The organism is Pseudoalteromonas sp. BSi20652, assembly GCF_000239855.1.
Classification (GTDB): domain Bacteria; phylum Pseudomonadota; class Gammaproteobacteria; order Enterobacterales; family Alteromonadaceae; genus Pseudoalteromonas.
Genome location: NZ_BADT01000248.1, coordinates 1 through 20,449 on the forward strand (window position 1 = coordinate 1; position 20,449 = coordinate 20,449).

The 20,449-nt window shown below is 37.3% G+C and carries 18 protein-coding genes and 4 pseudogenes; 11 read left to right on the plus strand and 11 right to left on the minus strand.

Features of this window, described 5'->3' with window-relative positions; all coding sequences use genetic code 11:
- Nucleotide 1: 1 nt before the first annotated feature.
- Nucleotides 2–480: pseudogene (gene smpB, locus P20652_RS00580) on the minus strand (SsrA-binding protein SmpB).
- Between the two features lie 146 nt (nucleotides 481–626).
- Here smpB and P20652_RS00575 point away from each other — a divergent pair.
- Nucleotides 627–1,067, plus strand: a complete 441-nt coding sequence (locus tag P20652_RS00575; RefSeq protein WP_008172830.1) for a type II toxin-antitoxin system RatA family toxin — start codon at nucleotides 627–629, stop codon at nucleotides 1,065–1,067.
- Nucleotides 1,064–1,387: an RnfH family protein gene (locus P20652_RS00570; RefSeq protein WP_008172832.1), complete on the plus strand. Its 324-nt coding sequence runs from the start codon at nucleotides 1,064–1,066 to the stop codon at nucleotides 1,385–1,387. Before P20652_RS00575 ends, P20652_RS00570 begins: the two co-directional genes overlap by 4 nt.
- A gap of 61 nt (nucleotides 1,388–1,448) precedes the next feature.
- Here the strand turns inward: P20652_RS00570 and P20652_RS00565 are convergent, their stop codons facing one another.
- Nucleotides 1,449–1,808: an outer membrane protein assembly factor BamE gene (locus tag P20652_RS00565; protein ID WP_008172835.1), complete on the minus strand. Its 360-nt coding sequence runs from the start codon at nucleotides 1,806–1,808 to the stop codon at nucleotides 1,449–1,451.
- Between the two features lie 107 nt (nucleotides 1,809–1,915).
- On the opposite strand from P20652_RS00565, the gene P20652_RS00560 reads away from it, so the two are divergent.
- On the plus strand, nucleotides 1,916–2,245 hold the full coding sequence (locus P20652_RS00560; protein ID WP_008172837.1) for a GIY-YIG nuclease family protein: 330 nt from the start codon (nucleotides 1,916–1,918) through the stop codon (nucleotides 2,243–2,245).
- 68 nt (nucleotides 2,246–2,313) lie between these two features.
- Here the strand turns inward: P20652_RS00560 and P20652_RS00555 are convergent, their stop codons facing one another.
- Both P20652_RS00555 and ilvC read right to left on the minus strand, forming a co-directional pair.
- Entirely contained in the window at nucleotides 2,314–4,233 is a 1,920-nt protein-coding gene (locus tag P20652_RS00555) for a methyl-accepting chemotaxis protein (protein WP_033018226.1), read from the minus strand.
- Nucleotides 4,234–4,424: 191 nt separating this feature from the next.
- Complete coding sequence (gene ilvC, locus P20652_RS00550; RefSeq protein WP_008172841.1) at nucleotides 4,425–5,897, minus strand: ketol-acid reductoisomerase; 1,473 nt, start codon at nucleotides 5,895–5,897, stop codon at nucleotides 4,425–4,427.
- A 137-nt stretch (nucleotides 5,898–6,034) separates the two neighbouring features.
- Here ilvC and ilvY point away from each other — a divergent pair, with 137 nt between their 5' ends.
- The 6 genes from ilvY to P20652_RS00520 all read left to right on the plus strand — a co-directional run bounded on the left by ilvY (nucleotide 6,035) and on the right by P20652_RS00520 (nucleotide 11,726).
- Nucleotides 6,035–6,940, plus strand: coding sequence for an HTH-type transcriptional activator IlvY (ilvY, locus tag P20652_RS00545; RefSeq protein WP_008172843.1), 906 nt, complete (start codon nucleotides 6,035–6,037; stop codon nucleotides 6,938–6,940).
- 116 nt (nucleotides 6,941–7,056) lie between these two features.
- Nucleotides 7,057–8,103, plus strand: a complete 1,047-nt coding sequence (locus P20652_RS00540) for a GGDEF domain-containing protein (RefSeq protein ID WP_237707164.1) — start codon at nucleotides 7,057–7,059, stop codon at nucleotides 8,101–8,103.
- 447 nt (nucleotides 8,104–8,550) lie between these two features.
- On the plus strand, nucleotides 8,551–9,363 hold the full coding sequence (locus tag P20652_RS00535) for a MipA/OmpV family protein (RefSeq protein ID WP_008172849.1): 813 nt from the start codon (nucleotides 8,551–8,553) through the stop codon (nucleotides 9,361–9,363).
- A 1-nt stretch (nucleotide 9,364) separates the two neighbouring features.
- Nucleotides 9,365–9,745 carry a DUF3019 domain-containing protein gene (locus P20652_RS00530; protein WP_008172851.1) on the plus strand — a complete coding sequence of 127 codons (381 nt, stop codon included), beginning with the start codon at nucleotides 9,365–9,367 and terminating at the stop codon, nucleotides 9,743–9,745.
- 14 nt (nucleotides 9,746–9,759) lie between these two features.
- Nucleotides 9,760–10,452 carry a response regulator gene (locus tag P20652_RS00525; RefSeq protein WP_008172852.1) on the plus strand — a complete coding sequence of 231 codons (693 nt, stop codon included), beginning with the start codon at nucleotides 9,760–9,762 and terminating at the stop codon, nucleotides 10,450–10,452.
- 26 nt (nucleotides 10,453–10,478) lie between these two features.
- Nucleotides 10,479–11,726 (plus strand): ATP-binding protein, encoded by a 1,248-nt coding sequence (locus P20652_RS00520; RefSeq protein ID WP_008172854.1) that lies wholly within the window; start codon nucleotides 10,479–10,481, stop codon nucleotides 11,724–11,726.
- Between the two features lie 87 nt (nucleotides 11,727–11,813).
- Here P20652_RS00520 and P20652_RS00515 read toward each other — a convergent pair whose 3' ends face one another.
- Nucleotides 11,814–12,038, minus strand: coding sequence for a DUF3820 family protein (locus P20652_RS00515; RefSeq protein ID WP_008172855.1), 225 nt, complete (start codon nucleotides 12,036–12,038; stop codon nucleotides 11,814–11,816).
- A 348-nt stretch (nucleotides 12,039–12,386) separates the two neighbouring features.
- Nucleotides 12,387–13,961 carry a cation:proton antiporter family protein gene (locus P20652_RS00510; RefSeq protein ID WP_008172858.1) on the minus strand — a complete coding sequence of 525 codons (1,575 nt, stop codon included), beginning with the start codon at nucleotides 13,959–13,961 and terminating at the stop codon, nucleotides 12,387–12,389.
- A 271-nt stretch (nucleotides 13,962–14,232) separates the two neighbouring features.
- Between P20652_RS00510 and P20652_RS00505 the strand changes: the two genes are divergently transcribed.
- Complete coding sequence (locus P20652_RS00505; protein WP_008172860.1) at nucleotides 14,233–14,976, plus strand: sporulation protein; 744 nt, start codon at nucleotides 14,233–14,235, stop codon at nucleotides 14,974–14,976.
- Nucleotides 14,977–15,047: 71 nt separating this feature from the next.
- Entirely contained in the window at nucleotides 15,048–15,503 is a 456-nt protein-coding gene (locus P20652_RS00500; protein ID WP_008172862.1) for a GNAT family N-acetyltransferase, read from the plus strand.
- 141 nt (nucleotides 15,504–15,644) lie between these two features.
- Here the strand turns inward: P20652_RS00500 and P20652_RS00495 are convergent.
- The 5 genes and pseudogenes from P20652_RS00495 to P20652_RS00480 form a co-directional block, all read right to left on the minus strand.
- A pseudogene (locus tag P20652_RS00495) lies at nucleotides 15,645–17,001 on the minus strand (sodium-dependent transporter).
- A 203-nt stretch (nucleotides 17,002–17,204) separates the two neighbouring features.
- A pseudogene (locus tag P20652_RS19300) lies at nucleotides 17,205–18,497 on the minus strand (ATP-binding protein).
- A 19-nt stretch (nucleotides 18,498–18,516) separates the two neighbouring features.
- A complete protein-coding gene (locus P20652_RS00490) occupies nucleotides 18,517–19,221 on the minus strand; it encodes a response regulator transcription factor (RefSeq protein WP_008172871.1) in 705 nt (234 codons plus the stop codon).
- Between the two features lie 21 nt (nucleotides 19,222–19,242).
- Nucleotides 19,243–19,624, minus strand: a pseudogene (locus P20652_RS00485) (DUF3019 domain-containing protein).
- Entirely contained in the window at nucleotides 19,614–20,396 is a 783-nt protein-coding gene (locus tag P20652_RS00480; RefSeq protein ID WP_008172875.1) for a MipA/OmpV family protein, read from the minus strand. The pseudogene P20652_RS00485 and the gene P20652_RS00480 overlap by 11 nt, the downstream one beginning before the upstream one ends.
- Between the last annotated feature and the right edge of the window lie 53 nt (nucleotides 20,397–20,449).

Consider the following 20,449-nt stretch of genomic DNA (forward strand, 5'->3'; position numbering starts at 1 on the left):
ATTATACTTTATGTTTCATTAAGCGTTCTTTTTCACGAGACCAATCTTTGTTTTTCCCGTCATCGCGTTTATCGTGCAGCTTTTACCTTTAGCTAGGTGAAATTCAAGTTTACCCAACATTTTTTTCCAGTACATTGCGGTGGCAATTAAAGAATAGCCATCGCGCTCTGTTGCACCGAATAAACGGTCAAGTTCGCGTCTGCTTAATAGTAATTTACGATAACGAAGTGGGTCGCAAATTACATGGGTCGATGCACTAATAAGTGGCTGAATTTGACTGCCAAGTAAAAATGCCTCGCCATTTTTAAGATGAATATAAGTTTCTGTGATATTTACTTTACCAGCTCGGATACTTTTAACTTCCCAGCCTTGTAGTTCAACACCCGCTTCAAACTTATCGTGTAAAAAATACTCATGCCGCGCTTTTTTGTTTAGCGCGATGGTATTACTTGTCGATTTTGATGAATTTTTCTTAGCCATAGTGCCCTATAATATACGTATTGTGAGATGTTTTACATCGATTTTTTAATAATGCTGTTAAAAATTAAGCTTTAATTAAAGCTGCATGAAAATTTGGGGAAACGCGCAAAGCTTGCTAAAATCCGCCCACACAGTTGGGAGTGAGTATGCCACAAATAGAAAAAAGTGCGCTGGTTATGTACAGCACTAAAGAGATGTTTGATCTTGTTAATGATGTAGAAGCTTATTCACAGTTTTTACCAAATTGCTCAGGTTCAAAAATTGTTTCACAGCACGATAATAACATGACCGCGAGTTTAGAAATATCTAAGGCGGGTATAAAAAAGTGGTTCACCACCGAAAACACCTTTGTTGATGAACAAACTGTGTTACTTCGCCTTGTTGATGGCCCGTTTAAAATGCTAAAAGGGCGTTGGCATTTTCAAGAACTTGACGCTCAAGCATGTAAAGTTCATTTAGAGTTAGAGTTTGAATTTTCAAGTAAGTTAATAGAACTTGCTTTTGGTAAAATTTTTAACGATGTTGCAAAAAATATGGTAAGCGCATTTACCAAGCGTGCAAAGCAGGTTTATGGAGCACGAGTATGATTAATGTTGAGGTGGTATTTGCATTACCAACTATGGCGACGTGTTTATCAATTGAGGTACTAGAGGGGACAACAGTCGAACAAGCTGTTATTCAGTCTGGTATTATAGAAAAGTGTCCTGAAATAGACGCCACTTCCTTAACTTTAGGTGTTTGGAATCGCACTGTAAAAGCTAACTATGAATTAAAAAATGGTGACCGTATTGAAATATACCGTCCATTAATTGCAGATCCTAAAGATGCGCGTAGAAAGCGAGCGGAAAAAGCGAAAGATGAGGGGCGCGCAAATAAAATAACAGGTGGGCGTCCAATAGAGCGGTAGTTATTTACTTATAAATACTAAAAAGGTGAGCATGGCTCACCTTTTTTACCATTTGTGCAAATTATTGCTCTAGTGGTGTAGTAAAGTTTTCAGGTTGGTCGTAATCACCTGAGATTGACACTAGCTTTTCATTTTCAAATTTAATTACTAACTCTTTATTTTGCTCGTTTTTACGACCTTTATTAAAGCTGTAAATATAGCGCCATGTATTGTTATCAAAAGCATCTTCGGCAATAGGTCTGCCTAACACATAAATAACTTGCTCTCGGGTCATACTTATACGTAGCTTTTCAACATCTGATTGCTCTAAAAAGTTACCTTGTGGGATGTTAATTCGGTATACCCAGCTAGAGCAACCAGCTGCTGAGCTAAGTGTTAGAGCAACGATAAGCCAAAGAGAAAAAGTTTTTAACGACTGCATTGTTAGTTGTGATCCTTATTTTTTATAATCTGCATGATACCGATTAGTCACTGAAGGTAAAACCCTTTTAAGCAATTGTTTCTTGTTAAGGGCATAAAGGTAATGTTTTGACCATCAATAATGAAAAAAGTTTACAGCACATTGAACAGAATAACTTAAAAATTGCATCTATTTGGTATTTATACATTGTAGAGACGCGATTTGGGCATTGGTATACAGGGATAACGACTAATGTTGAAAAACGCTTTGCAACTCATCAAGCAGGCAAAGGGGCTAAAAGCCTTAGAGGGAAAGGACCTCTTTTACTTATCCATCAACAGCAAGTAGGTAATAAAAGTGAAGCAAGTAAGCTTGAGTATCAATTAAAAAAGCTCCCTAGGGCCAAAAAGGAAGCGTACGTTTCAGCATTTCATACCGGCGATAGTAAGAGGACTTAGTTTGTATCAATTAAGTCTATTCGTTACGAGCAAAAACTATCTTCGAATATAGTTTTTGCCCATAGCTGCTAGCGGTGTTTTTCAAAAGTAGCTACAAGTGCATCAAGTGTTTGTGCACTGTTTGCTAAGTCCCGAATTGCTTGCTCTGTATTAATTTGTTCGCTCATTGCTTTATCGCTAATTTCGCTAATTTGCTCAATATTTCGGCTTACATCGGCAACCACATTACTTTGCTGCTCAGTTGCAGTCGCTATAAGCGTAGCCATATCGTTTATTTGATTTGCTGTTTCGGTTATCGTATCAAGTAATTCTACTGAATTTTGCATAGCACCAACGCTTTGCTGAGCTTTATCTTTCGATTGGCTAATATCATTAACTACATCATCAGATATTCTCGTAAGCTCTTCAATCATAGATTGAATTTCGGTGGTTGATTGCGATGTACGGTTTGCCAATGCACGTACTTCATCAGCAACTACCGCAAAACCTCGACCATGTTCACCCGCACGGGCTGATTCAATTGCTGCATTTAAAGCAAGTAGGTTAGTTTGCTCCGAGATACCACTAATAGAGTCAACAATGCTTGCAATATCAACGGTCTTTTTCGATAAAAGAGTTACTTGCTCTGTAATGCCATCTATATCGCTTGCAAGAGCCGAAATAGTAGACTGACTTTGCAATACTTGTTTGTGGCTCAGAATCGTGTTTTCGCGGCTAGTATCGGTTAGTTTTGCTGTATTTGCTGCACTTTGTGCAATTTCTTGTACCGTTGCCCCCATTTCATTTATAGCCGCAGCAACGGAAATAGTTTGCTCTTTTTGGCTATCAATTGCTTGTGAGTTTCGTTTTGCTTGTTTAAATACATGATCGGAGCTTTGGCGTATATCGTGACTCTCATTGGCAACTTGAGTAATAGCTGTTTCTATTTTATTAATAAACTGATTGAAGCCGTTACTTAAATTGTTAAGCTCTGGCTGGCTCGATTCTGGAAGGCGGTACGCTAAGTTTGCATCACCTGAGCCTAAGCGTGAAAACAGTTCTGCCATTTTAGATAATGGAGAAGAAAGAGATCGGGCTAATAAATAACTAATCAAGCTAGCAACTAAGGCAACTATTAAGGTAAAGGTAAAAATTTGCCATTGCAAGGTACTTACACTTGCAAATACTTCACTTTTTGGCACTTGAGCAACGACATATAATTCAGTATTTTTAATAGGGGTGGCAGCAACTAAGGTTGGCTGACCATTAAAGTTGATTTCTTCTAGTGCAAAGCCACGATTGTTAAGTAATTTAGTACGGATATTGTTGCTATATAAATCATCAATATTTGCTTTAGCTACTTTATTTGCATCTTTATGAAGCTGAATTAATCCACTTTTATCGACAATAAATACAAAGCCTGTTTGCTCTATTTTAAATTGCTGCAGTAGTTTTTGCATATCAGTAATACTTTTAGCAAGACCAGCTAAACCCATACCGTTAGCTTGCTGGTGATTTACAAACATTTTTACATCATTAGCTGACTCTTGATAAATGCTTATAGAGTATGGCTTTTTTGATTGTTTAAAAGCAAAAAACCAGCCATCAGCCGCATCGTTTTGTAAAACACGTAAAAAACCATTTTGGTTCCAATACTGTGCGGTTTCTCTGTTTGCCCAAGATGCTGTCGCTAAATCGAATTGCTGAGCAACGCGATTTAATTCTTTTAATAATAATGTGTCGTCTTTGCTATTAGATTGAGCCCATTGTAAAACGAACTCGTTCGATGATAGTTGCTGTGCAGCACCAAGCAGTTCGTTTATTTCACCGCCTATGTGATTGCTGATTGTTTGCAGTTTACTAGGGAGCTCTGACTCAATCATACGTTGCTCAATAATATCCTCTGAGCTGTATAAGGAGGTCAAACCGATTAATGCAGCCACACAAATAGCGATACCGCTGCCTAACGCTGTGATTTTTTGAGTAATAGAAAGGTTATTTATCATCATTATATTAATTATTTTACGATTAAGTAGAAAAACATATTAGCACACTATTAATTTGGATCTAAATATTGGCTAAGCAGACGAAATAAAGATATGCCGTATTGGTTAAAGTTTTATTAACGGGCATAAAAAAGCCCACATGCAAAAAACATATAGGCTTGGTTTCTAACAAGCGAAACTTTTATTGTTTAGGGTTAAACAATTTTTTTCATTGCTGACATGTAGCCACGTAATTTAGCACCTACTTTTTCAACAGGGTGTTCACGAAGGGCGGCGTTGATTTGAATTAATGTTTGGTTATCAACTTGGTTACTGTGCTCGCCAAGGCCTTTACCAATAATGTCTGTATCAACATTTTTCATAAAATCTGCAAGTAATGGTAAACATGCGTGGTTATATAGGTAACAGCCGTATTCAGCAGTATCAGAGATAGTACGGTTCATTTCGAAAAGTTTTTTACGCGCAATAGTGTTGGCGATTAATGGCGTTTCGTGTAATGACTCGTAGTAAGCCGACTCTTCAATAATACCGGCTGCAGTCATGGTTTCAAATGCAAGTTCAACACCTGCTTTAACCATAGCGACCATTAAAATACCGTTATCAAAAAATTCTTGTTCTGAGATTTCTACATCGCCAGCAGGGGTCTTTTCAAAGTTAGTTTCTGCTGTTTCTGCGCGCCATTTAAGTAAGTTTACGTCATCATTATTCCAGTCTTCCATCATAGTGCGTGAGAAAGTGCCGTCGATGATGTCATCTTGATGCTTATTATAAAGCGGGCGCATAATTTGTTTTAGCTCTTCACTTAATTCAAACGCTTTTACTTTTGCAGGGTTTGAAAGACGGTCAAGCATGTTAGTAACACCGCCATATTTAAGTGCTTCAGTGATTACTTCCCAGCCGTATTGTATTAGTTTTGATGCATAACCTGCATCAATACCTTTTTCTACCATTTTATCAAAACATAAAATTGAACCAGTCTGTAACATGCCACATAAAATGGTTTGTTCGCCCATTAGGTCAGACTTAACTTCAGCAATAAATGATGATTTAAGTACCCCTGCGCGATGTCCGCCAGTACCTGCTGCATACGCTTTTGCTTGTGCCAAACCAAGACCCTGAGGGTCGTTTTCTGGGTGAACTGCAATTAGTGTTGGAACACCAAAGCCGCGTTTGTATTCTTCACGTACTTCAGAACCAGGACACTTAGGCGCAACCATGATTACAGTAATGTCTTGGCGTACTTGCATGCCTTCTTCAACAATATTAAAGCCATGAGAGTAAGCAAGGGTCGAGTCTTTTTTCATAAGCGGCATAATTGCACTTACTACAGCAGTATGTTGCTTATCTGGTGTTAAATTAAGTACTACGTCAGCTGTCGGAATTAATTCTTCATAAGTACCTACAGTAAAACCGTTTTCAGATGCATTTAAAAATGATTGGCGACGCTCAGAAATAGCTGATGCGCGTAATGTGTATGATACATCTAAGCCAGAGTCACGTAAGTTTAAGCCTTGATTTAAACCTTGTGCGCCACAGCCTACAATAACTAGCTTTTTACCTTTAAGTGCGTCAACGCCATCGGCAAATTCGCTTGCGTCCATAAATTCGCATTGCGCTAATTGTGCTAATTGCTCGCGTAAAGGTAAGGTATTGAAATAATTCGCCATTGTTAGTGTCCTATAAAGTCATGTTTGTTAGATGCGCAATATATTTGCGCTTACAAACACCATATGTAAAATCGTTGCTTGCGTAAAATGATATATTTGAATTAAAGTGTTTCATAATATGAAATAAAGGATTTAGCATGGATCATAAGCATTTAAATTACTTTTTAGCACTAGCTAAAACGCTTCACTTTGGCCGAGCAAGCGAACTTTGCCATATAAGCGCACCTACTTTGAGTCGCAATATAAAGCATTTAGAGGAGGAGGTAGGTGTTGCATTATTTGTACGTGATAATCGCAGTGTTAAATTAACCCGTGAAGGTGAGTCTTTTATTGATTACGCCACAGCCACACTTGCTAATTGGCAGCGCTTTAAAACGAATGTAAAAGACCCACAACAACATATTTACGGCAAAGTAAGTATTTATTGCTCGGTTACTGCGTCTTATAGTTTTTTACATCAAATATTAGAACAACTTCGTGCACAACATCAGTACATAGAAATAACATTAAATACAGGCGATCCTGCACTTGCTATAAATCGTGTGCTAGATGGCCACGAATTAATGGCTATTGCAGCTAAGCCTAATAAATTACCGTCGCAAATTGCTTTTGTTGATATTGGTCACTCACCACTTTTATTAATTGGACCAAAAATTCAATGTCCAATTACTGAAAAATTAACCCAAAATGGAGGTGATATTAATTGGTCTGATCTTGAATTTATTGTGCCGGAGCAAGGTTTTTCTAGGCAGCGATTAGAGCACTGGTGGCGCAAAAATAATATTCACGGAAAAATCTACGCTCAAGTTGCAGGACATGAAGCAATGGTTTCTATGGTGAGCTTAGGGCTAGGTGTCGCAATGGTCCCTAAAATAGTGCTAGATAACAGCCCGCTGAAAGATAAGGTACAAATACTAACACCCAAAATGCAAGCGCCCGATGGGTTTGACATTGGCTTGGCAGTATTGAGGAAAGAGTTAAATGACCCTGCAATCAGTGCTTTGTGGAATATTGCGCAAACTTTAGATGCAAAAGCGATTTAATACGCGCAGAGAATAAGCAAGTTAGTTAAATAGTATGAATATAGGTTGCGTATAAGTTTACTATTACTTAACATTGATCGCTAATAGTAAAAACAATGACGCTTGAGAGTTTATTTATGGACCATGCAGTATCGCTTGCTCATTCTGCCCATTGCTTAAAAAAAGCAATTCCTTTGATGGTAAAACACCGGATGCCGGTTACACCCATTAACTATGCAATTTGGTACTGTTATATTCAAGGAAATAACCCTTCACTGAATACAGAGCTAGACCAGGTTATTGCTCAGCAGCAAACATGTTCACAAGACAAAGCAAAAGAGATATTTGATAAACATTTAACGCAAGACGATCTCGCTTTTTTTCAAGAAATAACTGAAAAATTTAATACAACCATTGAACAAGTTCAGCATGATATAAGTATCACGATCGATCATTCTAAAAGCTTTACGACTTCATTAGTAGACTCTCAAAACGAGTTAAACATGCTATCAGATACAAATTCTTTTAATGAAATTATTGGCTGTGTTGAGCGCTTAACTGATGAATCTATTGCTATGCAAGATTATGCTCGTAAGTTTCAGACAACGTTAGCTTCTGCCTATAACGAGATAAAGTATTTAAAAGAATCGCTAAATATATCAAAAGAAGCTGCTGATACAGATCCACTAACTGGTTTTTATAATCGAGGTCGGTTTGATTTAGATATTGCTGACTTTTGCCGTAATTATTCAGAGCAAACACAGATTCATTCTCTCGCTGTACTTATAATGTTTGATATTGATCATTTTAAGCGTTTTAACGATGATTTTGGCCATCAAAAAGGGGATGAAGTACTTAAGATAGTTGCAAAAAAGGTAAAAGAAAATATTGCTGATACCTCAAATGTATATCGATATGGGGGGGAGGAGTTTTGTATCACGGCTTATTTTGAAACAATAAATGACATGATGGCTTTTGCAGATCGTATTAGATTAGAAATTGCAAAGTTAGTAATTCGTAAAAAGAATGATGTGAATACCAAACGTGCTATTTCAGCAAGTTTTGGCTTGGCAATTTTACGCCCTTTCGCTAATAGCACTGTTTTGGTTGAGCGAGCAGATAGAGCGCTTTATATAGCAAAAACACATGGTCGTAACCGTATTGAGATAGCACCAGATATTTAATAAGTGGCAGAGGGTTATGATTTATCTGGGTTAAAGCCGCTCAATTTAGGGCGATTTAATCCTACTTTAATTTTGTTAAGCAAGTCAGTAAAGCCTAATAGAGGTGTAGCGAATTAGCTCTTAGTCAGTTTTATTTAGATAATTGCATTTTCTTCGTTATTCCTCATTATCAAAGTGTCTTAAACTACTATTAGTAAAAAACTACATAAGCAATTGAAAATACACTCCTTAGATATTATTACCTTAAAAGATAAATAGTCTGAAGGACGCATAAAGTTAACATTTTGCATACAAATTGTGAATAATTGTAACCAGCTAGAGCTAGTTTAAAAAGAGCTTGCTAGTATGGGGAACTCACTTATTTTAAGACTTTGATTTACACTGATGCGGTATGCCTTCTCATTATTAACAGCTCTATGTTTTAGCACTTTGCTTGTTTGCCTTTCGGTGCAAGCAGCACAGACAAGCAAGCATGCTGACGATTATACAGAGCAAGATATAATAACCGATCGTCTGCATTTGAGTTTAAGTGTGGGGGTTGGAGTTATAACCAATCCTTTGCATGGTGGAGAAAATATTCCGCTCGTGCTTATTCCTCAAGTTGCGTTTTATGCAGAGCAATGGTTTTTTGATAATGGCCGCCTTGGTTATTCATTTTTACAAACACCTAAGCATCACTTTAATCTAGTAGGTGAACTCAACTCCGAGTCTCGCTTTTTTATAGATTGGCACCCTAAAAATGTATTTACACTACAAAGTACTGCCCTCAACAATCAGTTCGTAATGCAAGATGAAGTCTCGTCTTCTCGCTATGTTGATATTGATAATTTACATAAACGGCAAATTGCACTCGATGCGGGTATTACTTATCACTATGTAAATAAAGACCATGTTTTTTCGGTTCAGGCTTTACATGATATAACCGATGTTTATCGAGGTGTACGCGCAGCATTGCAGTGGCGGTATCATACTGTGCTAGGAAAGCTCAAAATAAAGCCAACACTTGGAATAAACTATAAATCTGCGGAACTAAATAGCTATTTTTATGGACTTAATGAGGGTGAAACTCAATTTGGCAAAATAGACGTTGGTAGTAGTTGGCAACCTTATGCTAAAATCGATGCCCGTTGGCCGCTAAATAAGGCTGATTCTCTTCGTTTTCATATAGCGTATTATGATTATTCAGCCATGGCTGACAGTCTCTTCTTTACGCGTACTTATTCAATGACTGCCTTTATAGGATTCGATCGTACTTTTTAAGATGAAGTATCCAATATTAATTGTGTTTATAGGCTCACTTTTTAGTGGCAATAGTAATGCACAAGCCACTATTTTTAGCATTTCTCCGAAAGTTTGTGTTGTCTCTGAGCAACAAGATTTTTGCGATCTTGATTTACAGTTTAATTGGCAGCTTAATACCACAAGTGATGTTTGTTTGTACAAAAAAAAGGAGCAGCTTTACTGCGGTCAACAGCAAAGTTCAGGGCAATTTAATTATAAAGCGCGTGTTCAGGTGGAGACCATATACTCCTTAATCAATCCTCATACTGGAGGGGTACTAGCAAAAACAAAGATTGAAGTACAAAGCGCTCATGCTAAAAAAAATAGGCGTAGGCTTCGCTCTCCGTGGAGCTTTTTTTAATTTAGGAGCAACCAATGCCAAAAATTTTACTTGTTGAAGATGATCTCGGTTTACAGCAACTAACAAAAGATTACCTTGAACATAATGGCTTAGAAGTCGCTGTATTAGATCGTGGTGATGAAGTGTTTAGTTACTTAGAAAATAATACACCTGATTTAATGATTTTAGATGTGATGCTGCCCGGTAAAGATGGCTTTAGCGTTTGTAGACAAGTGAGAGATAAGTTTACTTTGCCAATTTTAATGTTAACAGCAAAAGGTGAAGACTTTGATCAGGTACTTGGTTTAGAGCTTGGTGCTGATGATTACGTTGTAAAGCCTGCAGAACCACGTGTATTACTTGCCAGAATAAGTGCACTATTACGCCGAGGACAACCTAATATTAAAGCAAGTGAAGAGCTACAATTTGGCGACTTGGTTATTGAAAAAACTAGCCGCATTGTAAAATTAAGTGAAAGTGAAATAGTGCTTACCTCTCATGAATTTGAACTACTTTGGTTATTAGCATCAAATGCTGGCGAAGTGCTAAGTAGGGATCATGTTCATCAACACATGATCGGCCGTCAGTATGACGGACTCGATCGAACGGTTGATGTACGCATATCTCGAATTAGAAAAAAACTAGGTGATAACAGCGATAAACCTTACCGTATTAAAACGGTATGGGGGCAAGGTTATTTGTTTGTTTCTGATGCGTGGGATCTTTAGCTAATGCAAAATATTAGCTTCCTTTAATGGGAAAACTGTTTACCAGCTTATACGTATATATCATTGTTTCATTATTTGTTGTGAGCGGTGTTATTGAGCAGTTTTGGCCTTATGATGAATCGCAGCAGTTAGTATTGCTAGATGATGAGTTTGGGCAATCTTTATGGTTGCTCTCACAGACTCCTAATGGATTACAAAAATTAAAACATAACTTTGAAAGCAAAGTTATTGCGCGACGAGACTTAATTCTTCCTCAAAAACAACAAGCGCAGCTTAACCAAAATCATTATTTATACTTGTATGACAAAAAACAACGTATTGTTTGGTATGTTGAACTTGGTAATAACTCATTACTTCAAGTAGGACCCGTCGGTGTGTTAACGCCTCAATTACCCTCTGTTTGGCCTTACTTATTACTGCTTATTATTGTTGGCATACCTGTTGGACTTTGGAGCTTTTTACTTTGGCGAGACTTTGCTAAGTTAAGCAAAGCGTGTGCAGCGGTTGAAGGTTCTCAAGATTTTAAGTTAGCGAATACGTCAAAAACATTTTTTTTACCAATTACTGATACCTTAAAAGTTATGCAACAGCGCATTGAATTTTTACTTAGTGCGCAGCAAGAGCTGACTTCGTCGGTATCGCATGAATTTAGAACCCCTCTTGCTCGATTAAAGTTTGCAATAGTGATGTTACAAGAGCAGTTATTGGATGAAAAAGCACATAAGTATTTAACTAATATGAAAACAGACATTAGCGAGCTTGAATCGCTTGTTTCTGAAATGCTTGAGTACGCACGATTAGAGTCTCACCAACCGAGCTTGCAACCTATAAACTGCGACTTAGTAAGTTTGATAAAAATGACCGTTGAAAAACTAAACTTTGAAGCGAGAATCGCTCTTTCCACAAACCTTCCAGAGAGTTTACATTATTATTGTGATAGCCATTTTATGGCCAGAGTGTTTCAAAATTTGATAGGCAATGCACTTAAATACACACATAAACACGTTAAAATTTCACTTTTACAAGAGACAAACCATATCTTACTCATTGTCGAGGATGACGGGCTGGGAGTTACTCCAACAGAGCGAGAAAATGTATTTAAGCCTTTTACTCGATTAGATAAAAGCAGAAAAAAGGATACCGGCGGTTTTGGTCTTGGACTTGCTATCGTTAATAAAATTGTGTCTTGGCACCAAGGTGAATGTAAGGTTACAAATTCGAGTCTAGGTGGGGCTAAATTTATTGTGTGTTTACCGTTTAAATTAAAGACATGAAAAAAGCGCCTATAGGCGCTTTTTTGTGGTTAAAAACCAAAATCAACAAGTAGCAATATAATAGACCGTACTTGATCAAAAAAGTTCTCAGCTATTTTTATTTTTTTCTAGCAATGGCATTAGCATTTGCTCAAGACCATTTAGTTTTACTTCATACATCATCGCAAGTTGACTACCTAGCTTTGAGTCAGGAAATCCCTGCTGTTTAAACCATACTAAATAAGGTTCTGGCAATAATAATAAGGGGCGGCCTGCGTATTTTCCAAACGGCATGATGGTATTAATAGCTATTTTTAGTTGTTTTGGATCCATAAAAAACTACTTATGTATTTAAAGTATGCGTAAGTGTAAGGGATTTTAGAGATATAAAATAGGCTGTGACGGGCAAGAAACAGCCTATTTTGTGAGGGAGTAGGCCCCCTAATTTAATCATTTTATGTTGATTAATTTAAACCAAGTTGAACTCTGATTAGCTGGGATCTAATTGAGTCATAATTAGAACGTGGGCTTATTTAATAAACGTTGTTAGTTTACCTGTTTTTTTTGTAGTGGTGAGTTGGCTTGTAAAGGAATGTAAATAGAATTGCTTTTTATTTTAAAACAAGTAACAAAGTCTTAATTAATTTAAGACTTTGTTACAGATAAACATTCTAAGAATAACTATTTGTCAAACAACTCTTGTTTAACATGTTCTGCAAAACCACTACCTGCTTCTAAGTAAAAGTTATAGGTAGAGTGTACGCCCATTTTTTCAAGTTCTTTTTGCTGATCTGGGTAGTTAGCAATTGCTGTGACTTGACCCTTATAACCAGACGCCTGTAATTGCTCTAGCGCAAAAATATTTTGCATATGTTTTGGCATAGTAAGCATAACCATTTCGACATGAGAGTGATTTACACGTTGCCAAAAATCAGGGTCTGTGGCATCGGCAATTAAGACTTTGCGACCTCTACTAATATGCTTATCTACTACCTCTGGTTTAATATCAATACCTGCCACTAAGTTTGGATGCGTAGCATTTATGGTTTCGTACGCACCTGTACCAATGCGACCCATACCAAAAATGACTATCTTAGTATCATTAAGGTTAACAGGCAGTTCTTCCGCTAGACGTGTTTTACTTTCGAATTTTAGTAGCCATTGTTCTACTTTTACATACAATTCGTTTGAGCGTTTATTTAATGGTGAGGCAATCACAAAAGTAATAGAAACAGCAATCGCCATAACAGCAAGCCACTCGGAAGTGATCATGCCTGTTGTGGCAGCGACTGCACATACAATAAGACCAAACTCACTGTAGTTAGATAGACTGAAAGCGGTAAGCAGTGATGTACGAGCGCGTAGTTTAAATATATTTGTAAACACGTAATAAAGCGCTATTTTAACCGGCAATACAAAAATAAGTATAATAGCAACAATTAAAGAGTTAGTAGTTAGTTCTGCATTTAAACCAATACTTAAGAAAAACCCAACCAGCAGTATGTCTTTTAAATTAAGTAATGATTTTGATAGCTCGCTAGCTTTTTTATGCTGAGCAAACATCATTCCAATTATTAGTGCACCTAAATCACCTTTAAGACCTGCAAATTCAAACGCGCTATAACCTGCAACAAGTGCAAAGAAAAAGCCAAATAATGGGAGTAGCTCGCCATGCTTTGAACGGTTAAGTACCCAATACATTAAAGGGCGTAATACAGGTAATGCAATAATCAGTGCTAACGCCCAAATATTAGGGACTTTCCCTGTACTAATGGCTAAAAAGATTACGGCGAATATGTCTTGCATTACTAATATACCAATTGATATTTTACCGTGTAGGCTTGCCATTTCACCGCGCTCTTCAAGCACCTTTACTGCAAATACAGTGCTAGAAAAGCTAAGCGCAAAACCTACCAGTAAGGCACTTTGCCAACTTAAATCGACAAAAAGTGGAAGGGCGAATACGCCTAGCAACAACATAAAACCACTAAATAATGCACTACTAAAAATAATATGAAGCGTAGCAGGTGCCCAAACCTGAGGTTTAATTAAACTATTAACTTTGAGTTTCAATCCAATACTAAATAATAAAAGAGTGACCCCTAGCGCAGCAATTGTATCAAGCAGTTCGGTACTTTTGTAGCCAGCTAAGTTAAGGGCAAATCCTGCTAACAGAAAGCCTATAAGGGGAGGTAGTTTTAATTGATAAACGGCAAAACCACAAACAAACGCGGTAGCAAAATAGATTAGTTCCATAATTCTTAATATCAGTTCATTTGGTGTTGCAGTGTAGCTAAAAATTGACATCAATGAAAATAAATATCAAAGAAGAACTACATACATTTAATCAATTAGTTGCTTTGTTATGTATGAAAAACACTCACCTAGCACATATTTAATCGTAAATAACATGTAAATAACACTTTTTCACTGACAACCGCTTTTAAATGTGGTTAAGATACTATAACGAAAGAGTTTAAGTTAGAGCATTTAATAGAACATCTTTGCTCTGCTTAAGGAGAAATATATGTTTAAAAAGATTTTAGCATCGGTTGGTATTGGTGCCGCTAAAGTAGATACTATTTTGGAAACAGAGCATTTACAGCCAGGTCAGCTTTTCAATGCACAAATAGTTATTACAGCTGGAGATGTTAACCAGGAAATAGCTGGTTTAGATTTACTACTAATGACTCGTGTAAAAGTAGCCGGTGATGATGGTGATTATTTTACTAACCACGTGATTGATCAATGGCGTATTACAGATATTGGTACCATTGAGCCTGGTGATGTTAAAAGTATTCCTTTTGAAGCACGCCTTCATTCTGAAACACCAATTACAGAGATTAACGCAGGCTATAACCAATCTCATGTGTGGTTAGAAACAGGGTTAGATATTGATTTAGCACTTGACCCAACAGATAAAGATCATTTGCATATTTACCCAAATGAAGCCGTTAAAACCTGTATGCAGGCGATGGAAAAGTTAGGTTTTAGTTTAATGAAGGCTGACGTTGAGAAAGGTCATCTGCGTGCATCTACCTTTCAGTCTGTATCTGGGTGCTATCAAGAGCTTGAATACAAACCCAATAGTAGAAGTTTATTTGGCATTCAAGAGATTGAGTTGTCGTTTGTACCTGAAGCGCACAAAACACATGTTTTAATTGAGCTAGACCGTGCGTTTAAAGGTGATGGTTATATTGATTTAACAATAGAGCATGATCACGTGAATCTTTCTCAGTTGTGTGATCAACTAGAGCGCTTATTTGCTTAATATAAATTAACTAGTGAATAATTTTTTATTAAACCCAGCCTAGGCTGGGTTTATTGTTTATAGGATTTAAAATGCAATTTAAATGTGAGCAGTTTAATGCTTTAGATGCACATACTCTTTTTACTATTATGCGCGGACGTGTTGACGTATTTGTTGTAGAGCAGGAGTGCCCTTACCCTGAACTTGATGATGTAGATATTGCATTAAATACACAGCATCTATATACATTAGGTAATGGGCAACTACAAACTTATGCGCGATGCTATGAAAAAAATGAGCAATACAGCGCAATAGGACGTGTGCTAGTAAATAAAAGCGCGCGTGGTAAAGGTCATGCTGCTTCACTTGTAAGAAAAGCTATAGAGTGCTGTAAAGAGCAATGGCCTGAACGAGATATTTATATTGGTGCACAAACCTACTTGCTCGAATTTTATCGCTCATTTGGTTTTGAGAATTTTTCAAAAGAATACGTTGAAGACGGTATTCCTCACCAAGATATGATTTTAAAAGTGACAGGTACAGATTAAACTAAACTTACAAAAATCAGCCTATACTAGCAATTGTTTATTTGAGTCTCTTAGTCGTTTGTTATTGATATTAACAGATATAAAAAAGCCCACTAATGTGGGCTATTTTAATTAATGACGCTTTAAAAATTCAGATATTACCTAGCTTAATAATGAATTTAAAAATACCATACCAATAGCGAGTGGGCATACAAACTTGGTATACCAAGGCCATACTTTCCAAAACAATGTATTGTGGATCTTAGGGTTACCTTCTTGAATTGCCTTAAGTAAAGAGCCTCTATACCAAATCCAGCCTACAAATAGACAGCACATAAGGCCGAGTAAAGGCTGAGCTACCTTTGTAGTAAGAGTAATAACGAGTCCAAATAAGCTGCCAAGATTACACACAATTACAATACTAACGACTGTGATTAAAGCACCAATCAACCAAGTAGCTTGTACGCGTTTCATTGCAAAGCGCTCTACTGTGTAAGATACAGGAGCTTCAAGCATAGAAATAGATGAAGTTAATGCAGCAATACTCATCAGCGCAAAAAAAGCAAAACCTACAAACACACCTACACTACCCATACCATCAAACAATGCAGGTAATACCTGAAATACCAAAGTGTCTTCAGAAAGGAGTTTACCTGTTATTGGTGAGAATATCTCTACGCCTTGTGCTTGAGCAACATACATAGCAGGAATAATCAGTAAGCCTGCCACAAAGGCAATAAACACATCAATAAGTGTGACATAAGCACCTAATGAAACAAGATTTTCTTTTTTGCTGATGTATGAGCCATATATGATCATCACGCTAGTACCAAGTGATAGCGAGAAAAAAGCTTGCCCTAATGCACTTACCAATAATTCAGCATCAAAAATAGATGAAAAGTCAGGGACAAGATAGGCCTTTAAACCTTCCATTGCTCCATCTTGTGTCATTACGTAGGCAATTAATAAGAATAAAATACCGAGTAATGCAGGCATTAAACGCTTTGACCATTTTTCTATACCGTTTTCGACACCACGACTAATAATAGCGACCGTTAATACAATAAAGACAATGGTAAATATGATATTTCGCGAGAGTGACTGCTCACTAAGCCAAGTTGAAGCTGACTCAGCACCAACGAGTGTCGTGATAGGTTCAGCGGTTGCACTTAGCATCCAACCGGCAACAATTGCGTAAAAGCTTAATATAAAGCCAGCACATAAAATACCACCAAAACCAACAATAAATGCAAAGTGTTTTTGCCAAGGTTTGTTTGATATTTTTTTGAAGCGAAGAAACTGCGTTAGCTTGTCCATAGCGACCAATCATAAGTTCAGCCATTAGAGCAGGATAAGCTAGAAAAAAGGCTAGCACTAAATAGGCGACTAAAAACGCAGCACCACCATTACTAGCTGTTTGTGTTGGAAATCCCCAAATGTTGCCCAAACCAACGGCAGAGCCTGCGGCTGCCATAATAAAACCAAAACGAGAACTAAACTCGCCTCTAATTGCGCTCATATTATTATACTTCTCTATTTTTTGACGGCGCTGACAATCTACTGGAAATGTAAATAAATAAAAAGTGCTTATTTGTCGATTTAACACAATTTAGTAAGGCTATTGTATGATGTGGGCGCTATTTTTAGTAAATGTTATCGTATTGTTAAGTTTAACAGGTTGTTCTCGTTTTAAAATGCTTATTACGGTGTGTAACTAATATTTTATGCTTTGTGGTGCTGATCAATAATAAGGGTAAAGCAAGCCCCACCTAATTTATTACTTTTACTTACATTGACACTGCCATGATGCCAATCAGCGACTTTTTCGACAATTGCTAGACCTAATCCGTAGCTTTTATCTGCACGGTTACGATGTTCTTCTTCTCTAAAAAATGGACTAAATACATTTTTAAAATTTTCTTTTGCGATACCAGGGCCGTCATCCTCAACGGTTATTATAAGTTGTCGATCGTAAACTTTAGCGCTTAGGTAAATATGTTGTTCAGCAAAGTCACAGGCATTGGTTAGTAAATTAGTAATCGCACGCGCAAGCCAGTGAAGATCCGCATTAATAATATCACGTGTGCTATTGTGTTGTACGTTGAGCATTTGCGATTCAAGTTTAGGTGCAAGCTGTACTAAAATATCATCAAGGTAGTGCTTTATATTAGTCGAAGAGTAGGTCAGTTTATTCGCGTTTTGTTCAAGTGTTGAAAAAGCTAAGTAGCTTTTTAGCATCGACTCCATATGGTCTAAATCGTTTTCCATACGGGATAAATACAGTTTTATTTTTTTTCGTCATGACTATCGATGGCGGCATCTAATCCAAAACGCAGACAAGCAATAGGCGTACGTATATCGTGAGATAAGCTTGAAGCCATTAGTTTGTTTTCAGCGACTAATTTTTCTATTTGGCTTGCCATCCTATTAAACGTTAGCTCTACATCTTTGATATAGGTAAAGTACGAGACTTTAATTCGGACCTGTATATTGCCTGATGCAAACTTTTTTTGCCGCTTCATTTAATACAGTCAAACGTTTAGCTAACGGCGCAATAATAAACCCCATAAAGACACATAGTCCGGCATAAAATAGCAGTGTTAAAAATATATCATTGCGTTGTTCGGTGTCTGCACGTTTATCAAGTCGCATTGATATATGAAAAGGGTTTAACGTTTGGTTGCTATACAGCATATAAAAGCCTTGTTGATCTTCTAAAATCAAACCGCCTGGTGTGTGCATTTGCAGTAGTAACGAAGGGGGAAGGGCGAGGGATTCATTAAGTTTGTAATCAATTGATAAACCAAACTCATTAGCGAGTTGTTTTACATATGCGCTGCGCTCAGAAGTAGGGGTATTAGCCAATTGTTTACTAAAGCCCATCATCATTTTATTTTGCACACTAAATTCATCTTGTGGGATATGTGCTTGTTGGCTAAATGCATCAATCAGCCAGCCAAGTACCACAATAGATAAAAGTGCGCTGCCTAAGAGCGATATATAAAACTTTTTCATTTAAATTAACATCACTTAATTACCACGCAGTAGAAACTAATAAATAACCACGACCCCATATTGTTTTTATTTTTTCTGGATTTTGTGGATCGTCATTAAACTTTTTACGTAATGCTGAAATAAGCACATCAACGCTTCTATCAAGACCATCATATTCTCTGCCTTTAGTTGCTTTAAAAACAGCGTCACGAGACACTACTTGCCCTGCATTACTCGCTAAATAGTGAAGTAATAAGTACTCAGCACTCGAAATATTTACGTCTTGTTCGCTGAATTTTACATTTCTAGATTCGGTATTTATGCTCAATGAACCTACATTTACAACGCTTTCGTTTGCCAGTGATTTGTTTGGTTCACTGCTTTGACGCAGTGCTGTTTTAATTCTCGCTAAAAGTGCGCGAGGTCGAACCGGTTTCATTATGTAATCGCTTGCGCCAACTTCTAAGCCAATGACTTCATCCATTTCTTCATCGCGTGCAGTGAGCATTATAATAGGTGCGTTATAAAAGCTGCGAAGCTCTCTACATACGCTAATACCATCTTGCCCTGGGAGCATAATATCAAGCAGTACGATATTGGGATTAAGAGTTTTTACCTGACTTACAACTTCATCGCCTCTGTGGCAAACATGTGTTGAATAGCCTTGCTCAGTTAAATATTCTGCAACCCATTGAGCAAGCGATACATCGTCTTCTACAAGTAAAATAGTACCGTAGTTATCCATAAATTATCCTTAATACATTGGTTAAAATAATCGCCAGCGACGTTTTTTGTCTATTTTGGTATACCCATTGAAGCTTGACTTCGGCAATACTAATTATTTTAGATGTATTGCTGTCAAATAGTTCAAATGAAATACTTTGCTGTGAATCAAATGCGTAATTAAAAGTACCGCTTTGTTGCTTGAGCCAGCATTGCATAATATATTTTGAAGTCGCATCACGTAGGCAGTAATTACCAATGGCAGGTTGCTCCCATGTAAGCGAAACATCAGCATAACAATTTCGCCCTTCGCGTAATGCAACACAGGTATCGGGGACTGCTATGAGTGCCTGTGGAGGCTCCTGAGCTTTAACAGTAAAAGTACTGTGTAAGAACAATAACAAACAGATCCATCTAAAAGACATAACGTAGGCCTACCTTGGCTTTGTGTTGATACCCTTGTGAAATAATAGGGCTGTCGTCAATTTCTTTTGAAAACCATGTGGTAAGCCAGCCGGCTAAAAAGACCCAGTCCTGGCTCATTGGGTACTCAGCATGAAACTCAAAGATAATACTTGTACTTGCATTGCTACTGTACAAAGGACGAATGCTAGTCGCTTCATCAGCATCTATACCGAAGTAATAATTAGTGAAATCAGCAGAATAAGCACTTACGCCAACACCAGATCTAAATTCCCAGTTTTTCCATGGTAAAATGTGGCTAAAAAAGCTATTCACAACCCAACCATTGTGTGCCCCAGATACATCATGGAGGTATTCAAAAGAGAATTGTGAATTTTCAAATCGACGGGATAGCCTAAGACCAACGTCAAAGTCATAATTACGTTTTTTTATGCCTTTGAGTTCTTTTATGACACCATCGTTATAAAATCCGAGGCCTTTTTCGTCAAACCCTGCTTGAGTATTTGTGCCTAATATATCTAGACCCCAATCAAATTTATCTACGAGGCTGTAGCCTATTACAAGGCCACCGCTGAGTTGATTGTGATCAAAATCAAGGTAAAATTTATCGTAGGAAACTGCAAGGCTTAAATCAAGCTCAACGCCTTTATCGTAAGACTCAATCCCGACAAGGTAAGAATCTTCAATATAAAAGCCTGCACCAGCACTCCAATCCCATGCAAAACCTTGGGTTGGCTCTAACGTATTATCTGCATAATAGCGGTTACTTGCCATGCTTGATGTGCTAAAAAGGCAGAAAAAAAGCAGTGTTATGCTCAGTAAAGTAT

Coding starts and splice junctions, on each gene's coding strand:
- P20652_RS00500 (WP_008172862.1), top strand. CDS start 15,048: ATGCAATTTAAATGTGAGCAGTTTAATGCTTTAGATGCACATACTCTT.
- P20652_RS00490 (WP_008172871.1), bottom strand. CDS start 19,221: ATGGATAACTACGGTACTATTTTACTTGTAGAAGACGATGTATCGCTT.
- P20652_RS00575 (WP_008172830.1), top strand. CDS start 627: ATGCCACAAATAGAAAAAAGTGCGCTGGTTATGTACAGCACTAAAGAG.
- P20652_RS00540 (WP_237707164.1), top strand. CDS start 7,057: ATGGACCATGCAGTATCGCTTGCTCATTCTGCCCATTGCTTAAAAAAA.
- P20652_RS00510 (WP_008172858.1), bottom strand. CDS start 13,961: ATGGAACTAATCTATTTTGCTACCGCGTTTGTTTGTGGTTTTGCCGTT.
- ilvY (WP_008172843.1), top strand. CDS start 6,035: ATGGATCATAAGCATTTAAATTACTTTTTAGCACTAGCTAAAACGCTT.
- P20652_RS00505 (WP_008172860.1), top strand. CDS start 14,233: ATGTTTAAAAAGATTTTAGCATCGGTTGGTATTGGTGCCGCTAAAGTA.
- ilvC (WP_008172841.1), bottom strand. CDS start 5,897: ATGGCGAATTATTTCAATACCTTACCTTTACGCGAGCAATTAGCACAA.
- P20652_RS00530 (WP_008172851.1), top strand. CDS start 9,365: ATGAAGTATCCAATATTAATTGTGTTTATAGGCTCACTTTTTAGTGGC.
- P20652_RS00515 (WP_008172855.1), bottom strand. CDS start 12,038: ATGGATCCAAAACAACTAAAAATAGCTATTAATACCATCATGCCGTTT.
- P20652_RS00565 (WP_008172835.1), bottom strand. CDS start 1,808: ATGCAGTCGTTAAAAACTTTTTCTCTTTGGCTTATCGTTGCTCTAACA.
- P20652_RS00555 (WP_033018226.1), bottom strand. CDS start 4,233: ATGATGATAAATAACCTTTCTATTACTCAAAAAATCACAGCGTTAGGC.
- P20652_RS00480 (WP_008172875.1), bottom strand. CDS start 20,396: ATGGCAAGTAACCGCTATTATGCAGATAATACGTTAGAGCCAACCCAA.
- P20652_RS00520 (WP_008172854.1), top strand. CDS start 10,479: ATGGGAAAACTGTTTACCAGCTTATACGTATATATCATTGTTTCATTA.
- P20652_RS00570 (WP_008172832.1), top strand. CDS start 1,064: ATGATTAATGTTGAGGTGGTATTTGCATTACCAACTATGGCGACGTGT.
- P20652_RS00525 (WP_008172852.1), top strand. CDS start 9,760: ATGCCAAAAATTTTACTTGTTGAAGATGATCTCGGTTTACAGCAACTA.